This window comes from Pseudomonas sp. Ant30-3, assembly GCF_000690905.1.
Taxonomy (GTDB): Bacteria; Pseudomonadota; Gammaproteobacteria; order Pseudomonadales; family Pseudomonadaceae; genus Aquipseudomonas.
Genome location: NZ_JMCL01000127.1, coordinates 1 through 23,175, shown reverse-complemented (window position 1 = coordinate 23,175; position 23,175 = coordinate 1). Strand labels below are relative to the sequence as shown.

Annotated in this window: 25 protein-coding genes; 10 read left to right on the top strand and 15 right to left on the bottom strand. The window is 57.5% G+C overall.

What is annotated here, in order from left to right; genetic code table 11:
* Both DU29_RS0125840 and DU29_RS0125835 read left to right on the top strand, forming a co-directional pair.
* Positions 1–240 (top strand): YbaK/EbsC family protein (locus tag DU29_RS0125840; protein WP_028624312.1); only part of this gene is annotated, 240 nt, incomplete at its 5' end.
* A gap of 52 nt (positions 241–292) precedes the next feature.
* The gene (locus DU29_RS0125835) at positions 293–1,075 is read left to right on the top strand and encodes a PhzF family phenazine biosynthesis protein (RefSeq protein WP_028624311.1); all 783 of its coding nucleotides are present in this window, start codon (positions 293–295) and stop codon (positions 1,073–1,075) included.
* 103 nt (positions 1,076–1,178) lie between these two features.
* Here the strand turns inward: DU29_RS0125835 and DU29_RS0125830 are convergent, their stop codons facing one another.
* Together DU29_RS0125830 and argF are read right to left on the bottom strand one after the other, a co-directional pair.
* Complete coding sequence (locus DU29_RS0125830) at positions 1,179–2,288, bottom strand: ABC transporter ATP-binding protein (RefSeq protein WP_028624310.1); 1,110 nt, start codon at positions 2,286–2,288, stop codon at positions 1,179–1,181.
* Entirely contained in the window at positions 2,285–3,205 is a 921-nt protein-coding gene (gene argF / locus DU29_RS0125825; RefSeq protein ID WP_028624309.1) for an ornithine carbamoyltransferase, read from the bottom strand. The genes DU29_RS0125830 and argF overlap by 4 nt, the downstream gene beginning before the upstream one ends.
* A gap of 408 nt (positions 3,206–3,613) precedes the next feature.
* Between argF and DU29_RS0125820 the strand changes: the two genes are divergently transcribed.
* The 3 genes from DU29_RS0125820 to grxD all read left to right on the top strand — a co-directional run bounded on the left by DU29_RS0125820 (position 3,614) and on the right by grxD (position 6,582).
* Positions 3,614–3,904 carry a hypothetical protein gene (locus tag DU29_RS0125820; protein WP_028624308.1) on the top strand — a complete coding sequence of 97 codons (291 nt, stop codon included), beginning with the start codon at positions 3,614–3,616 and terminating at the stop codon, positions 3,902–3,904.
* A gap of 133 nt (positions 3,905–4,037) precedes the next feature.
* On the top strand, positions 4,038–6,143 hold the full coding sequence (locus tag DU29_RS0125815) for a molybdopterin oxidoreductase family protein (RefSeq protein ID WP_028624307.1): 2,106 nt from the start codon (positions 4,038–4,040) through the stop codon (positions 6,141–6,143).
* Between the two features lie 97 nt (positions 6,144–6,240).
* Entirely contained in the window at positions 6,241–6,582 is a 342-nt protein-coding gene (gene grxD / locus DU29_RS0125810; RefSeq protein WP_007943565.1) for a Grx4 family monothiol glutaredoxin, read from the top strand.
* Positions 6,583–6,791: 209 nt separating this feature from the next.
* On the opposite strand, the gene bfr is transcribed toward grxD, so the two are convergent.
* The gene (gene bfr, locus DU29_RS0125805; protein WP_028624306.1) at positions 6,792–7,265 is read right to left on the bottom strand and encodes a bacterioferritin; all 474 of its coding nucleotides are present in this window, start codon (positions 7,263–7,265) and stop codon (positions 6,792–6,794) included.
* Positions 7,266–7,464: 199 nt separating this feature from the next.
* Complete coding sequence (locus DU29_RS0125800) at positions 7,465–7,683, bottom strand: bacterioferritin-associated ferredoxin (protein WP_028624305.1); 219 nt, start codon at positions 7,681–7,683, stop codon at positions 7,465–7,467.
* A gap of 301 nt (positions 7,684–7,984) precedes the next feature.
* Here DU29_RS0125800 and DU29_RS0125795 point away from each other — a divergent pair, with 301 nt between their 5' ends.
* On the top strand, positions 7,985–8,587 hold the full coding sequence (locus DU29_RS0125795) for a peroxiredoxin (RefSeq protein WP_028624304.1): 603 nt from the start codon (positions 7,985–7,987) through the stop codon (positions 8,585–8,587).
* A gap of 99 nt (positions 8,588–8,686) precedes the next feature.
* On the opposite strand, the gene rnt is transcribed toward DU29_RS0125795, so the two are convergent.
* Positions 8,687–9,364, bottom strand: coding sequence for a ribonuclease T (rnt, locus tag DU29_RS0125790; RefSeq protein WP_028624303.1), 678 nt, complete (start codon positions 9,362–9,364; stop codon positions 8,687–8,689).
* The gene (gene pyrC / locus DU29_RS0125785) at positions 9,361–10,407 is read right to left on the bottom strand and encodes a dihydroorotase (protein WP_028624302.1); all 1,047 of its coding nucleotides are present in this window, start codon (positions 10,405–10,407) and stop codon (positions 9,361–9,363) included. The genes rnt and pyrC overlap by 4 nt, the downstream gene beginning before the upstream one ends.
* 157 nt (positions 10,408–10,564) lie before the next feature.
* On the opposite strand from pyrC, the gene DU29_RS0125780 reads away from it, so the two are divergent.
* Entirely contained in the window at positions 10,565–11,473 is a 909-nt protein-coding gene (locus tag DU29_RS0125780) for a flagellar protein MotY (protein WP_028624301.1), read from the top strand.
* A gap of 129 nt (positions 11,474–11,602) precedes the next feature.
* Complete coding sequence (locus tag DU29_RS0125775; protein ID WP_028624300.1) at positions 11,603–12,820, top strand: argininosuccinate synthase; 1,218 nt, start codon at positions 11,603–11,605, stop codon at positions 12,818–12,820.
* A gap of 138 nt (positions 12,821–12,958) precedes the next feature.
* Here the strand turns inward: DU29_RS0125775 and DU29_RS0125770 are convergent, their stop codons facing one another.
* A complete protein-coding gene (locus DU29_RS0125770; protein WP_028624299.1) occupies positions 12,959–13,651 on the bottom strand; it encodes a hypothetical protein in 693 nt (230 codons plus the stop codon).
* A 453-nt stretch (positions 13,652–14,104) separates the two neighbouring features.
* Between DU29_RS0125770 and DU29_RS0125765 the strand changes: the two genes are divergently transcribed.
* Positions 14,105–14,731, top strand: a complete 627-nt coding sequence (locus DU29_RS0125765) for a response regulator transcription factor (RefSeq protein WP_028624298.1) — start codon at positions 14,105–14,107, stop codon at positions 14,729–14,731.
* Between the two features lie 84 nt (positions 14,732–14,815).
* Here the strand turns inward: DU29_RS0125765 and DU29_RS0125760 are convergent, their stop codons facing one another.
* From DU29_RS0125760 to metG, 8 genes are all read right to left on the bottom strand, one after another.
* On the bottom strand, positions 14,816–14,995 hold the full coding sequence (locus tag DU29_RS0125760) for a PA3496 family putative envelope integrity protein (RefSeq protein WP_028624297.1): 180 nt from the start codon (positions 14,993–14,995) through the stop codon (positions 14,816–14,818).
* Between the two features lie 105 nt (positions 14,996–15,100).
* Positions 15,101–15,739 (bottom strand): endonuclease III, encoded by a 639-nt coding sequence (gene nth, locus DU29_RS0125755; RefSeq protein WP_028624296.1) that lies wholly within the window; start codon positions 15,737–15,739, stop codon positions 15,101–15,103.
* A gap of 25 nt (positions 15,740–15,764) precedes the next feature.
* Positions 15,765–16,274 (bottom strand): Rnf-Nqr domain containing protein, encoded by a 510-nt coding sequence (locus tag DU29_RS0125750; RefSeq protein WP_028624295.1) that lies wholly within the window; start codon positions 16,272–16,274, stop codon positions 15,765–15,767.
* Positions 16,267–16,878, bottom strand: a complete 612-nt coding sequence (locus tag DU29_RS0125745) for an RnfABCDGE type electron transport complex subunit G (RefSeq protein ID WP_028624294.1) — start codon at positions 16,876–16,878, stop codon at positions 16,267–16,269. Before DU29_RS0125745 ends, DU29_RS0125750 begins: the two co-directional genes overlap by 8 nt.
* Positions 16,875–17,864 (bottom strand): RnfABCDGE type electron transport complex subunit D, encoded by a 990-nt coding sequence (locus DU29_RS0125740; protein ID WP_028624293.1) that lies wholly within the window; start codon positions 17,862–17,864, stop codon positions 16,875–16,877. Before DU29_RS0125740 ends, DU29_RS0125745 begins: the two co-directional genes overlap by 4 nt.
* The gene (gene rsxB / locus DU29_RS0125735) at positions 17,851–18,861 is read right to left on the bottom strand and encodes an electron transport complex subunit RsxB (RefSeq protein WP_028624292.1); all 1,011 of its coding nucleotides are present in this window, start codon (positions 18,859–18,861) and stop codon (positions 17,851–17,853) included. The genes DU29_RS0125740 and rsxB overlap by 14 nt, the downstream gene beginning before the upstream one ends.
* Positions 18,858–19,427, bottom strand: a complete 570-nt coding sequence (locus tag DU29_RS0125730; RefSeq protein WP_028624291.1) for an Rnf-Nqr domain containing protein — start codon at positions 19,425–19,427, stop codon at positions 18,858–18,860. The genes rsxB and DU29_RS0125730 overlap by 4 nt, the downstream gene beginning before the upstream one ends.
* A 215-nt stretch (positions 19,428–19,642) precedes the next feature.
* Positions 19,643–21,694, bottom strand: a complete 2,052-nt coding sequence (metG, locus tag DU29_RS0125725; RefSeq protein ID WP_028624290.1) for a methionine--tRNA ligase — start codon at positions 21,692–21,694, stop codon at positions 19,643–19,645.
* A 330-nt stretch (positions 21,695–22,024) separates the two neighbouring features.
* Here metG and apbC point away from each other — a divergent pair, with 330 nt between their 5' ends.
* The gene (gene apbC / locus DU29_RS0125720; protein ID WP_028624289.1) at positions 22,025–23,119 is read left to right on the top strand and encodes an iron-sulfur cluster carrier protein ApbC; all 1,095 of its coding nucleotides are present in this window, start codon (positions 22,025–22,027) and stop codon (positions 23,117–23,119) included.
* Positions 23,120–23,175: the final 56 nt, after the last annotated feature.

Genomic DNA, 23,175 nt, shown 5'->3' with positions numbered 1-23,175 from the left:
GGCGTCAAAAAGGTCGAAATGGCTGCCCCCGCCGCAGCGCAACGCTCGACCGGTTATCTGCTCGGAGGCATCAGCCCGTTGGGGCAAAAGAAGCGTCTGCGTACGTTCATCGACAATTCGGCTCAGCCCTTCGTCAGCATTTTTGTCAGTGCCGGGCGGCGCGGACTGGAAGTCGAACTGGCACCGGCGGTGCTGGCCGAACACACCCAGGCGAAGTTCGCCGACATTGGCCGCGCTTGATGTCCAGCTTAAGATGGCTGCATGCTGGGTGATCGAACACAAGGAGAGGTTTATGCAGCTCGAGTTTTATCAGGTCGACGCGTTCAGTGACCGACCGTTCAGTGGCAATCCGGCGATGGTTTACCGGCTCGACGCCTGGCTTGCCGATGAACTGATGCAGAAGATCGCCGCCGAGCACAATCTGGCGGAGACTGCGTTTGTTGTCAGGGAAGGTCTGATCTGGCATATCCGCTGGTTCACTCCAACCACAGAGGTGCCCTTGTGTGGTCATGCAACGCTGGCCAGCGCCTTTGTGCTGTTCAACGTTTACAACGAGCCGGCTGAACGCTTGGACTTCATGTGCAAATCCGGTCCGCTGAGCGTGAGTCGCGACGGTGAACGCCTATGGCTGGACTTTCCGGCTATCGCCCCCACGGAAGTGGGTGTGACCCTGGACGTCGAGCGCGCGTTGGGTGTCGAAGCGGTCGATGTGCTGGGCGGCAATGAACTGTTCGTGGTGCTGGAGTCAGAGCAGGCGGTTCTGGATTGCCAGCCGGACATGACGGCGCTGGCCAGGCTGCCGTGGTTGGGGGCGATCGTGACGGCGCGAGGCATTAAGCACGATTTTGTCTCGCGCTATTTCGCTCCGGCTGTTGGCATTAACGAAGACCCGGTAACGGGCTCGACGCATTGCAGCCTGATCCCGTACTGGTCGAAGCGTCTGGGCAAGTCGAGCCTGACGGCGTATCAGTGTTCGAAGCGCGGTGGCGAGCTGTTCTGTCGACTGGAAGAGGATCGAGTAAAAATCGGCGGGCATGCGGTGCTCGTAGCGAGCGGCACCTTGATGCTGGGTTAAACACAATGCTGGAGCAAGCTTGCTCGCGATTAACAATGACGCGTTACTGCTATCGCGAGCAATCGAGCGTCGACCGGCTGCTCCTACACAAGCAGAGAGGGTGTCAGCTGGCGGCGCTATGACGCCGGACTCCGGTTTCGGCCTGTGGAATCTGCGCAGCGGTGCTGCCGGATGCCTGAAACAACACCAGGTGTTCAGCAGCGACACGAATACCGACCTCGGCACCAATCAGGTGATCGGCATGGCTTGGGAAAATCGATTCCAGCTGCGCACCTGTCGGCATTTGCAATCGATACAGCGTCGACGCGCCCTGAAATGACTTGCCGACAATTCTAGCCTTCAAACCGCTGTCCGGTGCATAGACGATATCGTCCGGACGCAGCAACACGTCGACAGCGCCGCCAATCGGCCAGGTATAAGCCCGATTGCCGCGAAGCTCACCCAATTCCGTCTGCACCGATTCCGGGCTGCTTAACTGACCGCGAATGAAATAGCCCTGGCCGATGAAGCTGGCGACGTAGGGTGTAAGCGGTTCGTGGTAGAGGTTGTAGGGCGTATCCCATTGTTCGAGGCGACCTTCCTTGAAAACCCCGACGTGATCGCTGACTGCGAAGGCTTCTTCCTGATCATGCGTCACCAGGATCGCACTGGTGCCGCGAGCCTTGAGGATGCCGCGCACTTCATGGCTGAGCTTGCGCCGTAGTTCGCCATCGAGGTTGGAGAAGGGTTCATCGAGTAGGAGCAATTGCGGCTCGGGCGCCAGCGCGCGGGCCAGTGCGACGCGTTGCTGCTGACCACCGGAAAGTTCGTGCGGAAAACGTTTACCAAGATTTTTCAGATTGACCAGTTCGAGCAACTCTTCGGTTACGCGATTCTTATGCGGATGCTTGCGAATGCCGAAAGCGATGTTCTCGGCCACGCTCAAATGAGGAAACAGTGCGTAATCCTGGAACACCATGCCAATACGGCGTTTGTCGGGCGCAAGGGTGTAGCCGGCACGGGAGATCGTCTCACCCGCGAGAGTAATGTCGCCTTCGTGCACCGGCTCGAAACCGGCAATTGCGCGCAGGGTAGTGGTCTTGCCGCAACCCGAGGAGCCAAGCAGGCAGCCGATGTCACCGGCATTCAAGTGCAGGTTGAGGTTCTGCACCACGCGTTGATCCTGGTAGCCACAGGCGAGGTTGCGCAGGTTGAGCAGTAATGGCTGGCTCATGCGTGGTGGTACGCCGGTTCGACGAGAAACTCGAGCAGGGCCTTCTGCGCATGCAGACGGTTTTCCGCCTGATCCCAGGCCACGGAGCGTTTGTCGTCGAGCACGTCCAGACTGATTTCCTCGCCGCGGTGGGCAGGCAGGCAATGCATGAACAAGACATCCTCGGCAGCCAGATCGAGCAGGGCGCGGGTAACCTGATACGGCGCGAACAGCTTCAAGCGCTTGGCGGTTTCCTCTTCCTGACCCATCGAGGTCCAGACGTCGGTGCTCACCAGATGAGCGCCGCGCACGGCCTCCTGCGGATCACGAACGATGGTGACTCGATCACTCGCCTTCGCGACGAATTCTGGATTGGGTTCGAAGCCTTCCGGGCAGGCAATGCGCAACTGGAAGTCGAACTGGATTGCCGCTTCTATATAGCTGTTGCACATATTGTTGCCGTCGCCGATCCACGCCACCGTCTTGCCCTGGATCGAGCCGCGATGCTCTAGAAACGTCTGCATGTCGGCCAGCAACTGGCACGGGTGCAGGTCATCGGACAGGCCGTTGATCACCGGCACGCGGGAGTTGGCCGCGAATTCAGTCAGGGTGCTGTGAGCGAAGGTACGGATCATCACCGCGTCGAGCATGCTCGACATGACGATCGCGCAGTCGCCGATCGGCTCGCCACGGCCCAGTTGCGTGTCGCGTGGGGACAGGAAAATCGCCTGGCCGCCAAGCTGGATCATGCCCGCTTCAAAGGAGATCCGCGTGCGGGTCGAAGATTTTTCGAAAATCATCCCGAGCACGCGGTTTTTCAGAGGCTCGAACAGTACGCCGCGGTTACGCAGGTCTTTGAGCTCAACGCCTCGACGGATCACGCTGACCAGCTCTTCGGGCGTGCAATCCATCAGGGAGAGAAAGTGCCTTGCGCTCATCATTGACTACCTTTTTGCAACGGACCGCAGATACTCAAAGCCTTGTTTAACGGAACAACGGGCGAGACCTGCGGCGTAAGCCGCACGGGGCGACGAAATAGGGGAAGGCGCGATCTTATAATTAAATGTCGCGTCTTTCCAATAGAGGCTACGGTGTTTAGGGGATTTCAGAGGGGCTACGGGTAAACCGCAGTAGCGCATTTGAAGCCTGTTTCCTGACAGCAGCCGCCCATTTGTACACCGTGCCCGCGGGGCTTTGCAATCGAAGCGGGCAGTGATGGCGCGCTGATGGTCGGTTTCCTGCGCAGGATTTTGATGGATGACAGAGAATGTGCTCCCCTTGAGCCACTTGCTAATGCATAGTGCTGGGTTATAAATAAGACACGAGCGACGCAGGAAGCCTTCGAAATGGAATCGAAAGAACAACAGTTGATGGAATTACTTGGCCTGACGGCCCGCTCGCTGACTCACCTCACTGCGTCCATGACCTCAATGTCCTTTGAGTTGTTGCGCAGTAACGACGAAATCACCAAAGCCGCCGGCCGGCGAATGATTGATCGCATGGCCACCATCAGCGCAGGGCTCGACGAGCACTGGCGACTGATCGGCGAACTGACCGGCGTGCATGTCGCTCACGAGCAGATCGAGACGATCCAGGAGATTCAGTTGCAGGCGCCGCCGAGGCTGCCGTCGAACTGATTTCGGGTGGCCATCGGCTGGCCTGATGGTCGCCGATTCACGAGACGAACGTCGCTGGCGCAACAGCTGGGCACGGGCCATAGTTTTGTTCCCGCGGTCGACATCGTCCGCCCAGAACAGACAGAGACTGGCCATGACCAAGACTCTCCATCACCGTGCCTGCCACCTGTGTGAAGCCATATGCGGCCTGACCATCGAGACTACCGAAGCCGATGGCAATGTGCAGATCACCTCGATCAAGGGTGATCCGCTGGACACTTTCAGCCGCGGGCACATTTGCCCGAAGGCTGTCGCCTTGCAGGATATCCAGAACGATCCGGACCGCTTGCGCCAACCGATGCTGCGCGTGGGCAGCGAATGGCAGCCCATCGAGTGGGAAGATGCCTTCAGTCTTGTCGCCGAACGTCTGGCAGCGATTCAACAGCGTCACGGACAGAATGCGGTGGCGGTCTATCAAGGCAATCCCAGCGTTCACAATTATGGCTTGATGACCCACAGCAATTACTTTCTCGGCCTGTTGAAAACCCGTAACCGATTTTCCGCGACATCCGTCGACCAGTTGCCCCATCACCTGACCAGTCATCTGATATACGGCCACGGTTTGTTGCTGCCGATTCCGGACATAGATCACACCGACTTCATGCTGATCCTCGGCGGTAATCCACTGGCGTCCAACGGCAGCATCATGACCGTACCGGATGTCGAGAAGCGCCTGAAAGCCATTCAGGCTCGCGGCGGCAAGGTGGTGGTGGTCGATCCACGTCGTAGCGAAACGGCGGCGATTGCCGATCAGCATCTGTTCGTGCGACCGGGCGGCGATGCGGCATTATTGTTTGGCCTGCTCAACACCTTGTTCAAGGAAGGCCTCACCCGTGACAGTCATTTGCTGGTGGACGGCCTTGAAGAAGTGCGCGCAGCCATCGCGACGTTCACTGCCGACGCCATGAGCCCGCTGTGCGCGGTGCCCGCCGAGCAGATCCGCCAATTGGCCCGGGACTTCGCAGCAGCGCCAACAGCGGTCTGCTACGGGCGGATGGGTGTTTCGACCCAGGCGTTCGGCACGCTGTGTCATTGGCTGGTGCAACTGATCAATCTGGTGACCGGCAATCTGGATCGCGTGGGTGGGGCGTTGTGCACCGAACCTGCGGTGGATCTGGTGGCATCCACCTCGGGCGGGCATTTCAACCTGTGGCAAAGTCGCGTGTCGGGACGCCCGGAGTACGCAGGCGAACTGCCAGTGTCGGCGCTGGCCGAAGAAATGCTCACCGGCGGGGAAGGGCAGATAAGGGCGCTGGTCACCGTCGCCGGCAATCCGGTGTTGTCGACGCCTAATGGCCGGCAGCTGGAACAGGCGCTGGACGGCCTGGAGTTCATGGTCAGCATTGACCTGTATATCAACGAAACCACGCGCTACGCCGACCTTATCCTGCCGTCAACCTCGGCTCTGGAAAACGATCACTACGACACCACGTTCAATATGTTTGCGGTGCGCAACGTCAGCCGCTTCAACCGCGCGATTCTGGCCAAACCGGTGGGTGCGTTACATGACTGGGAAATTTTTGTCGGGCTGGCCAAGGCCTTTGCCGCGAAGACTGAGAAGGAATTGAAGCCGACGATTCCACCTGCACAGATGATTGATCGCGGTTTGCGCATGGGGCTGTATGGCGATGCGTCGACGCACAAATTGTCGCTGGCTACCCTGTTTGATCATCCGCATGGCGTGGATCTTGGCGCACTGAAACCCAATTTGGCAGCGCGTTTGAAAACCGCAAACCAGCGAGTCCAGGCGGCGCCCGCCGCAATTCTTGCCGACCTTGCGCGCTTTGCAGCCGTGCAGTTGCCTGCCGCCGATGAGCTGCTGATGATTGGCCGCCGGCATGTGCGCAGCAACAATTCCTGGATGCATAACTATCATCGTCTGGTGAAAGGCAAGCCGCGTCATCAACTGTTGATGCACCCGGAGGATCTGGCCAGCCGTGGGCTTAATGACGGGCAGCGGGTGCGCGTGAGTTCGCGGGTCGGCATGATCGAAGTCGAAGTGCTGGGCAGTCTGGACATGATGAAAGGTGTGGTCAGCCTGCCGCACGGCTGGGGCCATGCGCGGCCGGGCGTGCAGATGACCATTGCCAGCAGCCAGCCAGGTTCCAGTGCCAATGACCTGACTGATGAGTGCCAGCTAGACGAGTTGTCGGGCAATGCGGCGTTGAATGGCGTACCGGTGACGGTGGCGGCAGCGTGATTGAGTCTGTCGGGGAGACCGAGCATGGCGCTCGGGTTTCCGTTACAATGCGCCACCGTGCCGACCCTTGAGTCGGAAAGTTCAGCCGAGGTGTTCCATGGATATCATCGAAACGATTAAAGAGCAGATTGCCAACAACACCATTCTGCTTTACATGAAAGGCTCGCCGAATGCCCCGCAGTGTGGCTTTTCCGCGAAAGCTGCGCAGGCCGTGATGGCGTGCGGTGAAAAGTTTGCGTACGTGGACATTCTGCAGAACCCGGAAATCCGCGCCAACCTGCCAAAGTATGCCAACTGGCCAACCTTCCCGCAGCTGTGGGTCGGTGGTGAGTTGGTCGGCGGTAGCGACATCATGACCGAAATGGCTGCAGATGGTTCGTTGCAGACTACGATCAAAGCGGCTGTCGAAGCGGCTGCAGCGAACAAGACTGAAGCCTGAGCACCTGGCTCCCTGTAGGAGCTGTGTAGGAGCTGTCGAGTGAAACGAGGCTGCGATCTTTTGATCATCAGCCATTAAAAAGCCCCGCCTCTCGAAAGAAGGCGGGGCTTTTTATTACGCTTGATAAGTCGTGTCGGTGTCGCCGCTGTTATCGCCAGGATCGCAGCCTCGTTGCACTCGACAGCTCCTACCCAACTCCTACGCAGCGCTTACTCATCACCCATCTGCGATTGCAGATAATTCTCCAGGCCAATCTTGTCGATCAGGCCCAGCTGGGTTTCCAGCCAGTCGATGTGTTCTTCTTCAGCTTCAAGAATATCTTCAAGCAGTTCACGGCTGCCGAAATCGCCAACCGTTTCGCAATGAGCGATGGCTACTTTCAGATCCGCGTGACCCGTGCGTTCGATACGCAGGTCGCACTCGAGCATTTCCCGAGTGTGCTCGCCGATCTGCAGCTTGCCCAGATCCTGGACGTTCGGCAGGCCTTCAAGAAACAGAATGCGCTTGATCAGTTTGTCAGCATGCTTCATCTCGTCGATGGATTCAGCGTACTCGTGCTTGCCGAGCTTGTTCAGACCCCAATCTTCATACATGCGCGCATGCAGAAAGTATTGATTGATCGCGACCAGCTCATTGGCAAGGATCTTGTTGAGATGCTGGATGACTGTAATGTCGCCTTTCATGATGGGGTCCTGCCCTGTATTCGCTGTATATAAGGCCGAGTTTGAGCCGCGTACTTCAGAGTGTCAAACCTAAGTTATTGAAAGTTAAGTGAAAATTAATCGGAATAAGAATGTTTGTGTTCCGCGTCTAGTGCGTAAGCGATTGATTTGCAGACATAAAAAAACCGGACATCAAGTCCGGTTCTACAAAACAGGGTATTTACGCGGCAGTAAATTCAACCGGAAAAGGAATCGCCGCCTGGGCAGTCTGCACTTTGGTCAGGGTTTCACGCACCACTTCCTTGGCCAGGCAGGCGCATTTACCGCATTGACTGGCTACGCCGGTAGCCTGACGGACTTCCTTGTAGCTGCAGCAACCTTCATAGATTGCATCGCGGATTTGACCGTCGGTGACGCCAGTGCAGAGGCAGACATACATAAGTGAGAACCGTCGCTGGTTGTGACTCAATTGCGATGGATCTTAATGTTAACGAGAATGATTGTCAAAGTGGTTTCTGAAAGCTTCGCGTTATATGCGCCAGCCACTGACGAACGGTTTGTTCTGATGAATCACCGTCCTTTAATCCGCCTCCGATCTGAAAATCCGTTGAGGACAGCTCAAAAACGCAGTGTATGATGGCCGGTCCTTATGAAGCGGGTGGGTGTCACAGGGCTGTCGCCTGAGGGTGGCAGGCTGGCACAAACCCGGAACTTCACGTTTCTACACCAGGAGATATTCAATGAGCGTACTCGTAGGCAAGCAAGCACCTGACTTCACCGTACCGGCCGTACTCGGCAATGGCGAAATCGTCGACAGCTTCACCCTGTCGTCGGCCATCAAAGGCAAATACGGCCTGGTGTTCTTCTACCCGTTGGACTTCACCTTCGTGTGCCCGTCCGAGCTGATCGCTCTGGACAATCGCATGTTTGACTTCAAGGCACGCAACGTTGAAGTGATCGCCGTGTCGATCGACTCGCACTTCACTCACAACGCCTGGCGTAACACTCCGGTGAACAATGGCGGTATCGGCCAGGTTCGCTACACCATGGCTGCCGACATGAAGCACGAAATTGCCAAGGCCTACGATGTTGAATCCGAAGGCGGCGTGGCTTTCCGTGGCGCGTTCCTGATCGACGACAAGGGCGTTGTCCGTTCGCAGATCATCAACGACCTGCCGCTGGGCCGTAACATGGAAGAGCTGATCCGTCTGGTCGACGCTCTGCAGTTCCACGAAGAGCACGGCGAAGTCTGCCCTGCCAACTGGAAAAAAGGCGACAAAGGCATGACCGCTTCGACCGAAGGCGTTGCTGCTTACCTGACCGAAAACGCTGCTGCCTTGTAAGGCGCGTTCGAGGCATAAAAAAACCGGCCATCACGGCCGGTTTTTTTTGTGCGCGGGATTCGACCCGGCAAACGCGAGCAAGCTCGCCCTTGCCGTACATCAGTCGTTAAAGTCTTCCCAGCCGCCCATTTGCTTCCAGCGATTGACGATGCCGCAGAACAGCTCGGCCGTCTTCTCGGTGTCGTAGCGGGCTGAGTGAGCCTCGCGACCGTCGAAGTCGATGTCCGCCGCCTGGCAAGCCTTGGCCAATACGGTCTGGCCGTAAGCCAGGCCGGCAAGGGTTGCAGTGTCGAAGCTGGAAAATGGATGAAACGGGTTGCGCTTCATGTCCAGGCGAGCGACCGCTGCGTTGAGGAAGCCCAGGTCGAAGCTGGCGTTGTGGCCGACCAGAATCGCTCGCTTGCAGCTGTTGGCTTTCAACGCCTTGCGAATGCCGCGGAAAATGTCGGTCAGTGCCGCTTCTTCACTCACTGCCATGCGCAGCGGATGATCTAGCTTGATCCCGGTGAACTCAAGGGCAGCCGCTTCGATGTTGGCGCCTTCGAACGGTTCTACGCGAAAGAAGTAGGTGTGATCGGGATATACAAATCCTTTCTCGTCCATGCCGATCGTGGTCGCGGCGATTTCCAGCAGAGCGTCAGTGGCAGAGTTGAAACCGCCGGTTTCAACGTCGACAACGACTGGCAGGTACCCGCGGAAACGCTCGGCCATCGGGTGGCGTGAACCACCTCCGCCGCCTTGACCGTCCTGTTCGTCGTCGAAATGGTCTTCACTCACGCGTGTTCCTCCAGCAGGCGCCAGCGCAGTTTTTCACCGGCGCGCAGCGGGATGACGGTCAGCTCGCCAAATGGCAGGCTGGTAGGGGCGGTCCACTCTTCGCGGACCAGGGTGATGCGATCGGTGTTCACCGGCAAACCGTAGAAACGCGGGCCATTAAGGCTGGCGAAAGCTTCCAGTTTGTCGAGCGAATTACGCTGTTCGAACGCCTCGGCATACATCTCGATTGCTGCATAGGCGGTGTAGCACCCGGCACAGCCGCAAGCCGCTTCTTTGGCGTGCTGAGCGTGGGGCGCCGAATCGGTGCCGAGGAAAAACTTCTCGCTGCCACTGGTGGCAGCATTGAGCAGGGCTTCCTGATGCGTGTTGCGCTTGAGAATCGGCAAGCAATAAAAGTGCGGCCTAATCCCGCCCACCAGCATGTGGTTGCGGTTGTACAGCAAGTGATGCGCGGTGATGGTCGCGCCGACATTGGCCGGCGCTTCATTGACGAACTGCACGGCATCGGCGGTGGTGATGTGTTCAAACACTACTTTAAGCGTCGGGAAACGCTCAACCACACGGCGCATGTGCTCATCGATGAAAATCTTTTCGCGATCGAACACATCGACATCGCTACGGGTGACTTCACCGTGGATCAGCAACGGCATGCCGACTTCGGCCATGGCCTCGATCGCAGGGAAGATCTTGTCGATGCTGGTGACGCCAGAGTCCGAATTGGTGGTCGCGCCAGCCGGATACAACTTGGCGGCATGCACGAAACCGCTGGCCTTGGCTTCACGAATTTCTTCGGGCTGGGTACGGTCGGTAAGGTACAGGACCATCAGCGGTTCGAAACGGCTGCCGGCCGGACGTGCAGCGAGAATCCGCTGGCGATAGCCGTCGGCTTCAGCGGCGTTGCGCACCGGAGGGACCAGGTTGGGCATGATGATGGCGCGGCCAAAAGTGCGCGCAACATCCGCAACGGTATTGGTCAACACGGCACCATCGCGAAGATGAATGTGCCAGTCGTCGGGACGCAGCAGGGTCAGGCGGTCGGACATGAGGGGATTCCAGGCGGGTCAAACTGAGGGGAATGCTACCGGAAAAGACTCTTGCAGGCACTCGCTATCAAGTTTTGCAGGAAGCTTCCGATATCCAACAGGTATGCCGTAAACATCTGTATCGGTCTTTTTGTTGTAGAAGCCAGTGGAGCCTCCCGTGCGCCAGCGTTATTTAGCCTTGCTCAGTGTGTTTGCCAGCCTTCCCGCGATGGCGCTCACTTTCCAGACGCGTCTGGAGAGCATTGAGTGGACGGTCGAAGGGGACAAGTTCGAATGCCGCCTCACGCAACCGATTACTGATTTCGGTTCGGGCGAGTTCGTGCGCCGTGCCGGCGAGCAGGCGACGTTTCGTTTAAAAGCCTACAACGCAGTGATGGGCGGTGGTTCGGCAACCTTGTTGGCGGCGGCAGCGCCGTGGCAACCAGGACGTGGCGACATCAATCTCGGTTCCGTGCACATTGGCAGCGGTAATGTGCTGTTCAATACGTCGCAGGTCCAGGCGGGGCGTTTGATCAATGGTTTGATGGACGGACGCAGCCCGGTCATCCGGCGTGCATCGGGCGATGGGCGGGTGTCGGAGGTGCGCCTGTTGCCGGTCAAGTTCAACAAGGCGTTCAACGATTACCAGAGTTGCGTGGCGAAATTGCTGCCGAAAAACTTCGAGCAGGTCAAGCAGGCGCAAATCGGTTTCCCCGGCGAGGGCAATGACCTAGACGCCCAGGCCAAGGCGCAGCTGCAAGTGATGCTGGAGTTCATGAAGGCTGATCCGACAGTCAACCACGTCGAGCTCGACGGTCACTCCGACAACAGTGGCAATCGCCTGACCAATCGCGACCTGTCGCGGCGGCGCGCGCTAGCGGTTGTGGACTTTTTCAAGGCCAACGGCATTCAGGAATCACAGATCACCGTGCGTTTCCACGGCGAGCGATATCCGCTGGTGCCTAACACCAGTTCGGCCAACCGGGCCAAAAACCGCCGGGTCAACGTGCACCTGGCGCGGGTTGCTCCTGCCGAACCTGCGGCGCCGCAAACCACCGCATCGGCGAGCACCGCGAAGAATTCCTGACCAGCCGGTCATCGTCGCGCGATTGACACATTCTGTCGCTTCGTCGTCATAAGCTGTCGCGCCTCTGTAAATTATTCTGCATGACCGGTAGACTTGACGGCTTTCCGTAGAACCCCGTGGAGTGATGGCATGGCGGACGTAAACAAGGTCGTTCTGGCGTATTCCGGCGGCCTGGACACTTCGGTGATCCTCAAGTGGCTGCAGGATACTTATAACTGTGAAGTGGTGACCTTCACCGCTGATCTGGGGCAGGGCGAAGAGGTCGAACCGGCCCGCGCCAAGGCTCAGGCCATGGGCGTCAAAGAAATCTACATCGACGACTTGCGCGAAGAATTCGTCCGCGATTTCGTTTTCCCGATGTTCCGCGCCAACACTGTCTATGAAGGCGAGTACCTGCTGGGTACTTCCATCGCTCGTCCGTTGATCGCCAAACGCCTGATCGAAATCGCCAACGAAACCGGCGCTGACGCCATTTCTCATGGTGCGACTGGCAAAGGTAACGACCAGGTACGTTTCGAACTGGGCGCCTACGCCTTGAAGCCAGGTGTGAAAGTGATCGCACCGTGGCGTGAATGGGACCTGTTGTCCCGTGAAAAGCTGATGGATTACGCTGAAAAGCACGCAATCCCGATCGAGCGCCACGGCAAGAAAAAATCGCCCTATTCGATGGACGCGAACTTGCTGCATATCTCCTATGAAGGCGGCGTGCTGGAAGATACGTGGACAGAGCATGAAGAGGACATGTGGAAATGGACCGTCTCCCCGGAGAACGCTCCTGACCAGGCGCAGTATCTTGAGCTGACCTACCGCAACGGCGACATCGTGGCGCTGGACGGCGTCGAAATGACCCCGGCCACTGTGCTTGCGACCCTGAACCGTATCGGCGGCGAACACGGTATCGGCCGTCTCGACATCGTCGAAAACCGTTACGTGGGCATGAAATCCCGTGGTTGCTACGAAACCCCGGGCGGCACCATCATGCTGCGCGCTCACCGTGCGATCGAATCGATCACGCTGGACCGCGAAGTGGCTCACCTCAAAGACGAGCTGATGCCGAAATACGCCAGCCTGATCTACACCGGCTACTGGTGGAGCCCTGAGCGCCTGATGCTGCAGCAGATGATTGATGCTTCCCAGGCACACGTGAATGGCGTTGTGCGCTTGAAGTTGTACAAAGGCAATGTGATCGTCACTGGCCGCAAGTCTGATGAGTCGCTGTTCGATGCCAACATCGCGACCTTCGAAGAAGACGGTGGCGCTTACAATCAAGCTGACGCTGCGGGCTTTATCAAGCTCAACGCCTTGCGCATGCGCATTGCTGCGAACAAGGGCAGGAAGCTGTTCTGACGCGTCTGATGGTGTGACGGAATATGTGGCCTGGTCTCTGACCCGGCCACATATTTGAGAATAGGGATGATGGTTCTGACATTGCAATTATTCATTCTTGTTGTTTTTTAGTCTGTTTTCGACTGCTTTTCCAACTCATCATTCTTGCTGAGCCGGCGCCGGTTCCTCCGTTGCGGATGGCCAGGCTCCAGCCATCACCTTCATTTCATGTGAAATCACGTTGTATGCGACACAAAATACCGAACTGCATCGTCTCCTCGCATTTTCAGTAAGCTCGGGCACACATGACTTCAGTAATTTTTCCGGGTCACGAGCTGTGAGGAATACGATAACTCGTGCCGTCTCACTCTTTTCTCGCTGATGTTCTGCACGAAGATCGCGTAAATCGATCTTCCTGTTCTTTCCTCGTGTATCGATGATGTGCAGATCCTTGAAGGGGACGGGGAGCCGAACCAGTTGCCGGGTGCATGGATAATTTCGCACGCCGTGCGGCTCCGGTGGATCCTCAATGATATCTGGTCGCTGATGACGCTGTTGACCGGTGAATGTTTTCGAACTTCCGTGTTCCAAACGGTCGTTGTCCATAACTCTAATAAAGTGCTTTCCCTTCTCAAAATCGGAGGGGGCATAAAGCGAGCGATAATTAAAGTTGAGTGTAATGAAAAACAAAAATATCAGGTAAAAAGGGAAGCTTATCAAAAACCATATATAAGTCTGTCTTTCCTCGTTATCCAGAAACGGTAACGAGATCGCTGCGGAAGTTTCAGACAGTGTTGCGAATATCGCGATGACTGTCATGGGGTTGGTAATCGTTTTTTTGAATTTCATCATATCTTATACTCATAATGGTGCTGTTTTCTCAGAGGGTTAATTAATTGGGGTGTGGGTTTGAATTGTTATATTAACTGCTTTCGGTATTCGCGACACAAATTTGTCATTTGCTACTAAATGCCGGAGCCTCAGGGTGCTGCGATCAAGAATTAATAAGGGTGTCGCAGGTTGAAGATAGCGCTTTCTGCTCGCGCTGCCTGCAGATTATTACCAAATATTGTTATTTTCTTTTACTCTTATAATTTGATACAGAAATTCCGCGACATTCGAAACATAATGTAATCGCTGTGATTTTCGAGTCGGGTATTATTGAATTTTTGTAGGAGGCTTCTGAGTTGTTTGTAGGAAATGTCTTTCGTTGTGGGTGACTGGGGGAGGCGGCATGCCATGGATCAAACGACTAGGCTATTGTGCGGGCTCTAAAAATTCGAACAGCGAAAATTGGACTTTCCCATGAATAGAGTGCTGATCGTGGATGATCACCCTGTCATTCGTCTTGCGGTACGAATGCTGATGGAGCGTCATGGCTACGAAGTCATTGCAGAAACAGATAATGGCATCGACGCACTGCAACTTGCCCGGGAACATATGCCAGATATTGTCATACTGGATATCGGGATACCTAAACTCGACGGGCTTGAAGTCATAGCGCGCCTGTCATCGGCGGCCATGCCGATGAAAGTGCTGATATTGACTTCTCAGGCGCCTGGGCATTTTTCAATGCGCTGCATGCAGTCCGGTGCTGCTGGATATGTATGTAAACAACAAGATCTCACCGAGCTGCTCAGTGCAATAAAAGCGGTTCTTTCAGGTTACAGTTATTTTCCGAATCAAGCCTTGCATACCGTGCGTTCCAGTTTGGGAAATGCCAGCGAAGCGGATATGGTGGATCGCCTCTCGGGGCGGGAGATGATGGTGTTGCAACAGTTGGCGCGAGGCAAGACTAACAAGGAGATCGCTGATGGCATGTTTCTCAGTAACAAAACCGTAAGTACCTACAAGACCCGGCTGTTACTTAAACTGAATGCACGATCGCTGGTTGATCTGATCGAATTGGCCCAACGTAATGGGCTGGTGTAGCTCGCTCGGGTCAGAGAGGGCAGCTCGGATTCTCGCAACGTTCGTATCAAGCAAAAAGCCTCCATTGCGGGAGGCCTTCAGGTATTACAAGTCAAAATCGTAATCGGCCAATTGCTTCTGCAACCGACGTTCCTCCAGCAGGTTATCAATGGTGCGGCGTTTGCTCAGATTGGTCTTCGTCACTTCCACCACAGGTTCCGCGTCGTTCACTTCAATCGCTGTGAAGTCATCTTCAACATCCAATTGCTCTTTGCCAGTGCTCATAGGACTACTCCAGGCTAAGGCGGCCTTGGCGCTCCTTATATCGACAATCTTCCGGCGGGTACAAAAGATTTTTTCAATCGACCAGACGCAAAAACGGGCGGTGTCTCAATCGTCTGAGGTTTTGTACTTGTATTCGCACAGGTCTTCAATCCGGCAACTGCCACAGCGAGGCTTGCGAGCGAGGCACACGTAGCGTCCGTGAAGGATCAGCCAATGATGGGCGTCGAGCAGGTACTGTTTGGGCACAAACTTCATCAGTTTATGTTCAACTTCGACCACGTTCTTGCCGGGGGCAATGCCGGTGCGGTTGCTCACCCTGAAGATATGAGTGTCTACGGCCATGGTCAGCTGGCGGAAAGCGGTGTTGAGTACGACGTTTGCGGTTTTGCGGCCGACACCGGGTAGTGCTTCCAGCTCTTCACGGGTTTGTGGCACCTCGCCTGCGTGACGCTCCACCAACAGGCGACAGGTTTCGATCACATTCCTGGCCTTGCTGTTGAACAGGCCAATTGTCTTGATGTATTCCGATAAACCCTCGACCCCTAACGCGTAAATGGCTTGCGGTGTATTGGCCACCGGATACAGTCTGGCGGTGGCTTTGTTGACGCCGACGTCTGTCGACTGCGCCGACAGGATGACAGCGATCAGCAATTCGAAGGGCGAGGAATACGCCAGTTCGGTTTTCGGTTCCGGGGTGTCTTCATGCAACCTGCGGAATATTTCCTGACGTTTTGCTGCGTTCATGGACGATCAGTTTCCTCGAATACGTTTATTGCCGGGACGTTCTGCGCGGCCAGGCCTGCGAGGCGGCGAGTAGCAGGCCGAGCAGGATGAATCCGCCAGGCGCCAACGTCGCCAGACGCCAGTCGCTGCTGCCGAGGAACGTTCGCAACGCCCCTAAACCCAGCATCAATGCGCCAAACTGCAGACACAAGCGCAGGCGATCACGCAGGGCATTGTGGAAAAACCCGGTGTGTTCCAGGACAACGCATTGCAACGCGATCAGTCCTGCATAAATGCCCATTGGGCGATGCCATTGTAGCGACCAGGCTTGCGTGGCAATTTCCGCACAACTGGTCAGGGTCGCTGCCAGAAGAATACTTGCCAGCAGGCGTGCCGGCGGAACCAGCCGGGCGCGCAACAGCGACATGCTCGCCCCATAGGCGCCCACCACGACGATAAACATCAGCCATACGCCCAGGGCGCTGGCGAAGGAAGCGGTCGCGCCAATCAGCGGCGCCAACATCAAGCAATTCTGCAGCGTCCAAGGCTTATTCATTGGGGCGGATCCTCGTCAGCGTCTGTGCATGCGCGTCGAAGTATCGCAACGCGTCATGAACCGCGTTAATCACTGCTCTTGAAGTGATGGTCGCGCCTGCAATCTGATCAAACTGCCCCTGATCTCTCTTCAACGCCCAGGCATTGTCGGGCGGCTCGTTACGCGATTTGCCGGCAAACCCTTGAAGCCAGGCATTAGGCCAGTCGGCGATACCCGCGCCGAGCCCTTGCGTCTCCGATTGCGAGAGCGTTTTCACAGCCAATAGCTTCCCGTGGGTATCAACCGCAATCATCAGCACGATGGCGCCTGCGTAACCGATCGTCTCGCTTTGCAGCAGCACGGCGCTGGGCTGGCCGCCCTTGGTGGCCAGGTAACCCGCCAACAATGTGCTGTGGGTCAAAGCGCTGTTGTCGAGTTGCAGCGGCTGTTGCAGCGGATCGTTGTCGTAACTGTCCCTCGGCAACAAATCCAGAAGGTTTCGGCTATCGATCAGACGTTGCTCGGCGGCAATGTGCGGCGCGCTGCTGTAATCAACGAAGTAAGTCGCGCCCACCCCTATCACCGCCAGTAACAGCAGAATGATCACGCTGGATGTGCGGTTCATGGTGCCATTCGCTCCGGTCTGGAGGCGACCATTCGCTCCAGCGCCGGTACGCCCAGGTTCATCAACAGGACCGCAAATGCCAGCCCGTCCGGATAACCACCCCACGTGCGAATCAGATAAGTGAGCAGCCCCACACCGACGCCGAACATCAGTCGTGCGCCGGGGCTTTTGGCGCCGGACACGGGTTCCGTGACGATGAAAAACGCGCCGACCATGGTCGCGCCTGTGAGCAAATGGAACAGAGGCGAGCCGTGCGAATCCGAGCCTGTTCCGTTCCAGCACAGCAGGCTGATGATGAACAGACTGGCGAGCATGCCGGCCGGCGCATGCCAGGTAAATATGCGTTGCTGCAGGAGAAAAGCGCCGCCCGCCAGGAAGGCCAGGTTGACCCACTCCATCCCGCGCCCACCGAAGGTGCCGAACGCCGGGTTGGACGAAAACAGTTCCTCCATCGTCAGGCTTTTATTGATGCGCACACTGTCCAGTGCCGTGGCCTGAGCCCAGGCATCCGGTGCTCCGGTGTCGAATCCAAAAACATGCTGCATACCACCGAGCAGGTCCATGCCATGAACCGCCGGCCATTGAGTCATTTGCTGCGGAAACGACACCAGCGCCAGCGCGTAACCCAGCATGGCCGGATTGAATGGATTGCCGCCAACCCCGCCGTAAAGGTGCTTGCCCAACAGCATGGCCGATACCCCCGAGCTGACCGTCAACCACCACGGGCAATAGGCGGGCAATGCGATCGCCAACAACACTGCACTGACCAAAGCACTGCCGTCCATCAGGCTTGGCTTGAGTGGACGTTTACGCAGTTTCAGCGCAAGCGCTTCAATCGCCAGCGATGAGATTACGGCCAGCAAGAGGTTGATCAACACCCCCCAGCCATAAAACCAGAACAGTGTAAGCAGTCCGGGTATCGCCGCTAGCAGGACCCGCTTCATGGCGTGTTGAAGGCGTTGGTCTGGCGACTCAAGGCGCGACATAGGCGTCGACCTGACGTTGCGCCTCGTTCACTGCTTTTTCCAGTGAAGCGACGTGTTCAGCCGACGCACCGGCGATGTGCGCTTTATTGAGTTCGGCGCGGCGCATGGCCAACTGAATCTTCGCCCGTTTCAGCTCGGCACTTTGCGTCGGGACTGCAGGGGCAGGTACTGGCGGCGCAGTGCTTTCCAGATCCGCCAGCACACCTTGCGCCGCCTCGAATTGCTGCTGCAGCACGATCAATTGCGATTGCTGTTCGAAGGTCGGTGGGTGCCCGAAAGCCTTCAGCGATTTGTTCAGCTGGGCGCGGCTCATCGCCACTTCAATCTTGGCTTTCTTCAGCGCAGCATCGGCATTGGCAACCTTTAGCGCGTTCACCCTTTCGAGAGCAGCATGCACGGGATCTGCCGTTGCCTCTCCGGGCTGATGCGCAGCGCGTTGCGCACGGGCCTGGCGCTCGGCCAGTCGCTGCTGCTCTTCACGCTGGAGTCGGGCGTTGCGCTGCTCGAAACGCCGCCGCGCATGATTACGTTTGGCAGCACGGGCCTGCTGTTCTTCGAGATTGAACGCCAGACCGCCGACAATCGGCACCACTGTCGCCGGTTGCAACGGTCGCATCTCGATGCAATCGACCGGGCAGGGCGCCACGCACAGATCACAACCGGTGCATTCATCAACGAGCACTGTGTGCATGAGTTTCGCCGCGCCGACGATGGCATCCACCGGGCAGGCCTGGATGCATTTGGTGCAACCGATACACTCGGCTTCGCGAATGTAGGCCAGTTGTGCCGGGGCCGAACCACGACTGACGTCCAGTTCAATCACCGGCACTTTCAATAGCTCAGCCAGCGCGGAGAGGGTTTCGCGACCGCCGGGCGGACACTTGTTGATCGGTTCACCATTGGCGATGCCTTCGGCGTAGGGCCTGCACCCGGGATGCCCGCACTTGCCGCATTGGGTCTGCGGCAGCAATGCATCGATGCGTTGAATCAGACTCATGTTTTGATCAGCCCGCTGAATCCGAGAAAAGCCACTGCGATCAATCCGGCGCCGATCAGGTCGATCGGCAAGCCACGAAAAGGCAGGGGGACATCGTTGTCGAGTGTGCGCTGGCGCAAGTCGCCGAACAGAACCAGTATCAGCCAGAAACCCAGGCCGGCGCCAAGGCTCAACGCGGTGGCGTAGAAAATCCCCTTGTCCTCCTGAGCGTTGAACAGTGTCAGCCCGAGTACGCCGGCATTGCCCAGCAGCAGCGGCCAGAGTCCCTCGAACGGCAAGGCCGAAAACACTCGGGCAAGCAATTTCAGCAAGGGTGTGATCAGCAGCACACTCAGCGGCAACAACACGAAAAGCTTGAGGGACGCCAGTTCCAGCGGAACGAGCGCGCCGTGGTAGAGCCCGTAGCCAAGCACGCCGACAATCAGCATCAGACACGTTGTCGCAAGGCCCAATGCGTGAACCTGACGGCGTTCGGCAGCCAGCAGCGGATCAACGCCCAGCGGCCAGTGCAACACGAAGTTGTTGATCAGGGCAGCGCTGATGAGCGTAAGAAGCAGTTCGGTCATGATCGTCCGTATGCACACATTATTGCTGGTCGCGAATGATTCCGCAGGAGCCGCCGAGGGCGGCGATCTTTTGATCTTGCTGGTTAAAATCAAAAGATCGCAGCCTTCGGCAGCTCCTACACAATAAGGCCTTTCTTGAGAGATATTCTGGGCCAGATATGAAAAATCCCACAGTCGCATCGGGCACGACTGTGGGATCGGTTTCGCGCAGAACCTTACTTGATACGCTGACCCGGCTTGGCGCCGCTGTCAGGGCTGAGCAGGTAGATTTCTTCACCGCCAGGGCCGGCCGCCATCACCATGCCTTCGGAAATACCGAACTTCATTTTCCGTGGCTTGAGGTTGGCAATCATCATGGTCAGCCGGCCATCGAGCTTGGACGGGTCCGGGTAAGCACTCTTGATCCCGGAGAAAACATTGCGTTGCTCATCACCGATGTCCAGGGTCAAACGCAACAGCTTGTCTGCGCCTTCCACGGCTTCGGCCTTGAGGATCAGCGCGACACGCAGGTCCACCGCGGCAAACGCATCGAAATCGATTTCCGGCGACAACGGGTCCTTGGCCAGTTCGCCGTTGCCGGCTGGTGCAGCGCTGCCGGTGTCGGTCTGGCTGGCGGTCAGGTCTTCTTTCGAGGCGTCTGTCATGGCTTGTACTTTCAAGGGGTCGATGCGGGTCATCAACGGTTTGAATTCGTTGAGCTGATGGTTGGTGAGCAACGTCGCGTGGTCGTTCCAGGTCAACGGCGCGACGTTCAGGAATGCCTCGGCGTCGGCGGCCAGCAATGGCAGCACCGGTTTGAGGAAGATCACCAACTGGCGGAACAGGTTGATGCCCAGTGCGCAGATGGCCTGGACTTCATCCTGCTTGCCTTCCTGCTTATTCAGCGACCAGGGGGCCTTGTCGGCAATCCACGCGTTGGCGCGGTCGGCCAGACCCATGATCTCGCGCATGGCACGGGCGAAGTCGCGGGCTTCATACGCTTCAGCGATGCTCGGCGCGGCCGCCAGGAATGCATCGGTCAGTTCCGGCGCGGCGTTGCCGGCCACCAGCACGCCAGCGTTGCCTTTGTGGATAAAACCGGCGCAACGGCTGGCAATGTTGACGACTTTGCCAACCAGGTCGGAGTTGACCTTCTGCACGAAATCTTCGAGGTTCAGGTCGAGGTCGTCGACGCCTCGGCCCAGCTTGGCCGCGTAGTAGTAGCGCAGGTACTCAGGCGAGAGGTGATCCAGATAGGTCCGGGCCTTGACGAAGGTGCCGCGGGATTTCGACATTTTCTGGCCGTTGACGGTCAGGTAGCCGTGCACGTTGATGCCGGTCGGCTTGCGGAAACCCGCTCCCTCCAGCATCGCTGGCCAGAACAGGGCGTGGAAGTTGACGATGTCCTTGCCGATGAAGTGGTACAGCTCGGCGGTTGAATCCTTGTTCCAGAACGCGTCGAAGTCCAGCTCAGGCGTACGGTCGCAGAGGTTCTTGAAACTGGCCATGTAACCGATTGGCGCATCCAGCCAGACGTAGAAGTATTTGCCCGGCTCGTCGGGAATTTCGAAACCGAAGTACGGCGCATCGCGGGAGATGTCCCACTGTTGCAGGCCGGCATCCAGCCATTCGGCGAGCTTGTTGGCCACGGCTTCATGCAACGTGCCGCTGCGGGTCCAGGCTTGCAGCATTTCCTGGAAGTCCGGCAGTTTGAAGAAGAAATGCTGGGAATCCTTGAGCACCGGCGTGGCGCCGGAGATGGCCGACTTCGGATCTTTCAGGTCGGTCGGCGCGTAGGTTGCGCCGCATTTTTCGCAGTTGTCGCCGTACTGGTCTTCGGTGCCGCATTTCGGGCAGGTGCCCTTGATGAAGCGGTCGGCCAGGAACATTTTCTTTTCCGGGTCGAAATACTGAGTGATCGAACGCGTGGCGATGTGCCCGGCGTCGCGCAGCTTCAGGTAGATCTGACTCGACAGCTCACGGTTTTCTTCGGCGTGGGTGGAGTGGAAGTTGTCGAATTCGACCAGGAAATCGGCAAAGTCGGCGCTGTGTTCAGCCTGGACGTTGGCGATCAGTTGTTCCGGCGTGATGCCTTCCTTTTCCGCGCGCAGCATGATGGCCGAACCGTGGGCGTCGTCGGCGCAGACATAAATGCATTGGTTGCCGCGGTGCTTCTGGAAGCGCACCCACATATCGGTCTGGATATATTCCAGCATGTGGCCAAGATGGATCGAACCATTGGCATAGGGCAGGGCGCTGGTGACGAGGATCTGGCGTGGCTCGGACATGGGGCTCGGCTACTTGATGAAACGGAGGTCGGCCACTATAAAGCGCCGGCGCATATTTTTCACCCCCGCCTCCGGCATCCACGGCCCTGTAGCAGCAGGCGAAGCCTGCGTCCGGCTGCGAAGCAGTCGTTAAACCGGACACCTTCGTGTTGCAGGTAAACCGAGTAGCCTGGATTTACGACTGCTGCGCAGCCGGACGCAGGCTGCGCTAGCTGCTACAAGTTTTGAGGTCAGCCCTGGATTGAAGACACATTCTGAAAGCATGCCGTCCAGACTTTAGAACAGGTACGATACCCGCCTGATTTTCCAGTCTTGTAACCGGAGTTGCCCATGAGCGCCGTCAATCGCGCAACGGTGGAAACCGTCCTTCGCCAATACACCGACCCTTATCTGAACCTGGATCCGGTCAGCGCCGGGTGCGTGCGCAACATCGATATCCAGGGCGATCGCGTGAGCGTCCAGATCGAGCTGGGTTACGCCGCCAACCTGTTCAAGAACGGCTGGGCGCAACTGCTGCAAATGGCCATCGAAGGTCTTGACGGCGTCACCAGTGCTCGCGTCGACATCACCAGTGTGATCGCTGCGCACAAGGCTCAGGCGCAGATTCCAGGCCTGGCCAACGTCAAGAACGTCGTGGCCGTGGCCTCGGGCAAGGGCGGCGTAGGCAAATCGACCACCGCCGCAAACCTGGCACTCGCACTTGCCCGTGAAGGCGCCAGAGTCGGGATTCTCGACGCGGACATTTACGGTCCGAGCCAAGGCATCATGTTCGGCATTCCCGAAGGCACCCGCCCGCAGGTCAAGGAGCAGAAGTGGTTCGTGCCGATCGTGTCCCACGGCGTCGAAGTGATGTCGATGGCGTTTCTGACCGATGACAACACCCCGATGGTCTGGCGTGGGCCGATGGTTTCGGGCGCGCTGTTGCAGTTGGTCACGCAGACCGCGTGGGGCGATCTGGATTATCTGGTCATCGACATGCCGCCAGGCACCGGCGACATCCAGCTGACCCTGGCGCAGAAAGTTCCGGTGGCCGGCGCGGTGATCGTCACTACCCCGCAAGACCTCGCATTGCTGGACGCGCGCAAAGGTGTGGAGATGTTCCGCAAGGTCAACATTCCGGTGTTGGGCGTGGTGGAAAACATGGCCGTGCACATCTGCTCGAATTGCGGGCATGCCGAGCATCTGTTCGGTGAGGGTGGCGGGGTGAAGCTGGCCGACCAGTACGGCGTCGAGTTGCTGGCCTCGTTGCCGCTGGATATGGCCATCCGCGAGCAGGCCGACGGCGGCAAACCAACGGTGATCGCCGAACCGGACAGCCCTGTCGCCATGGTTTACCAGGAACTCGCCCGGCATGTCGGCGCGCGGATTGTGTTGCAGGAAGCGGCATCGCCGGCGATGCCGACTATCACCATCAGCGACGATTGATTTACAGAAAGGATCGCAGCCTCATCATGTAGCAGCTGCCGAAATGTAGCAGCTGC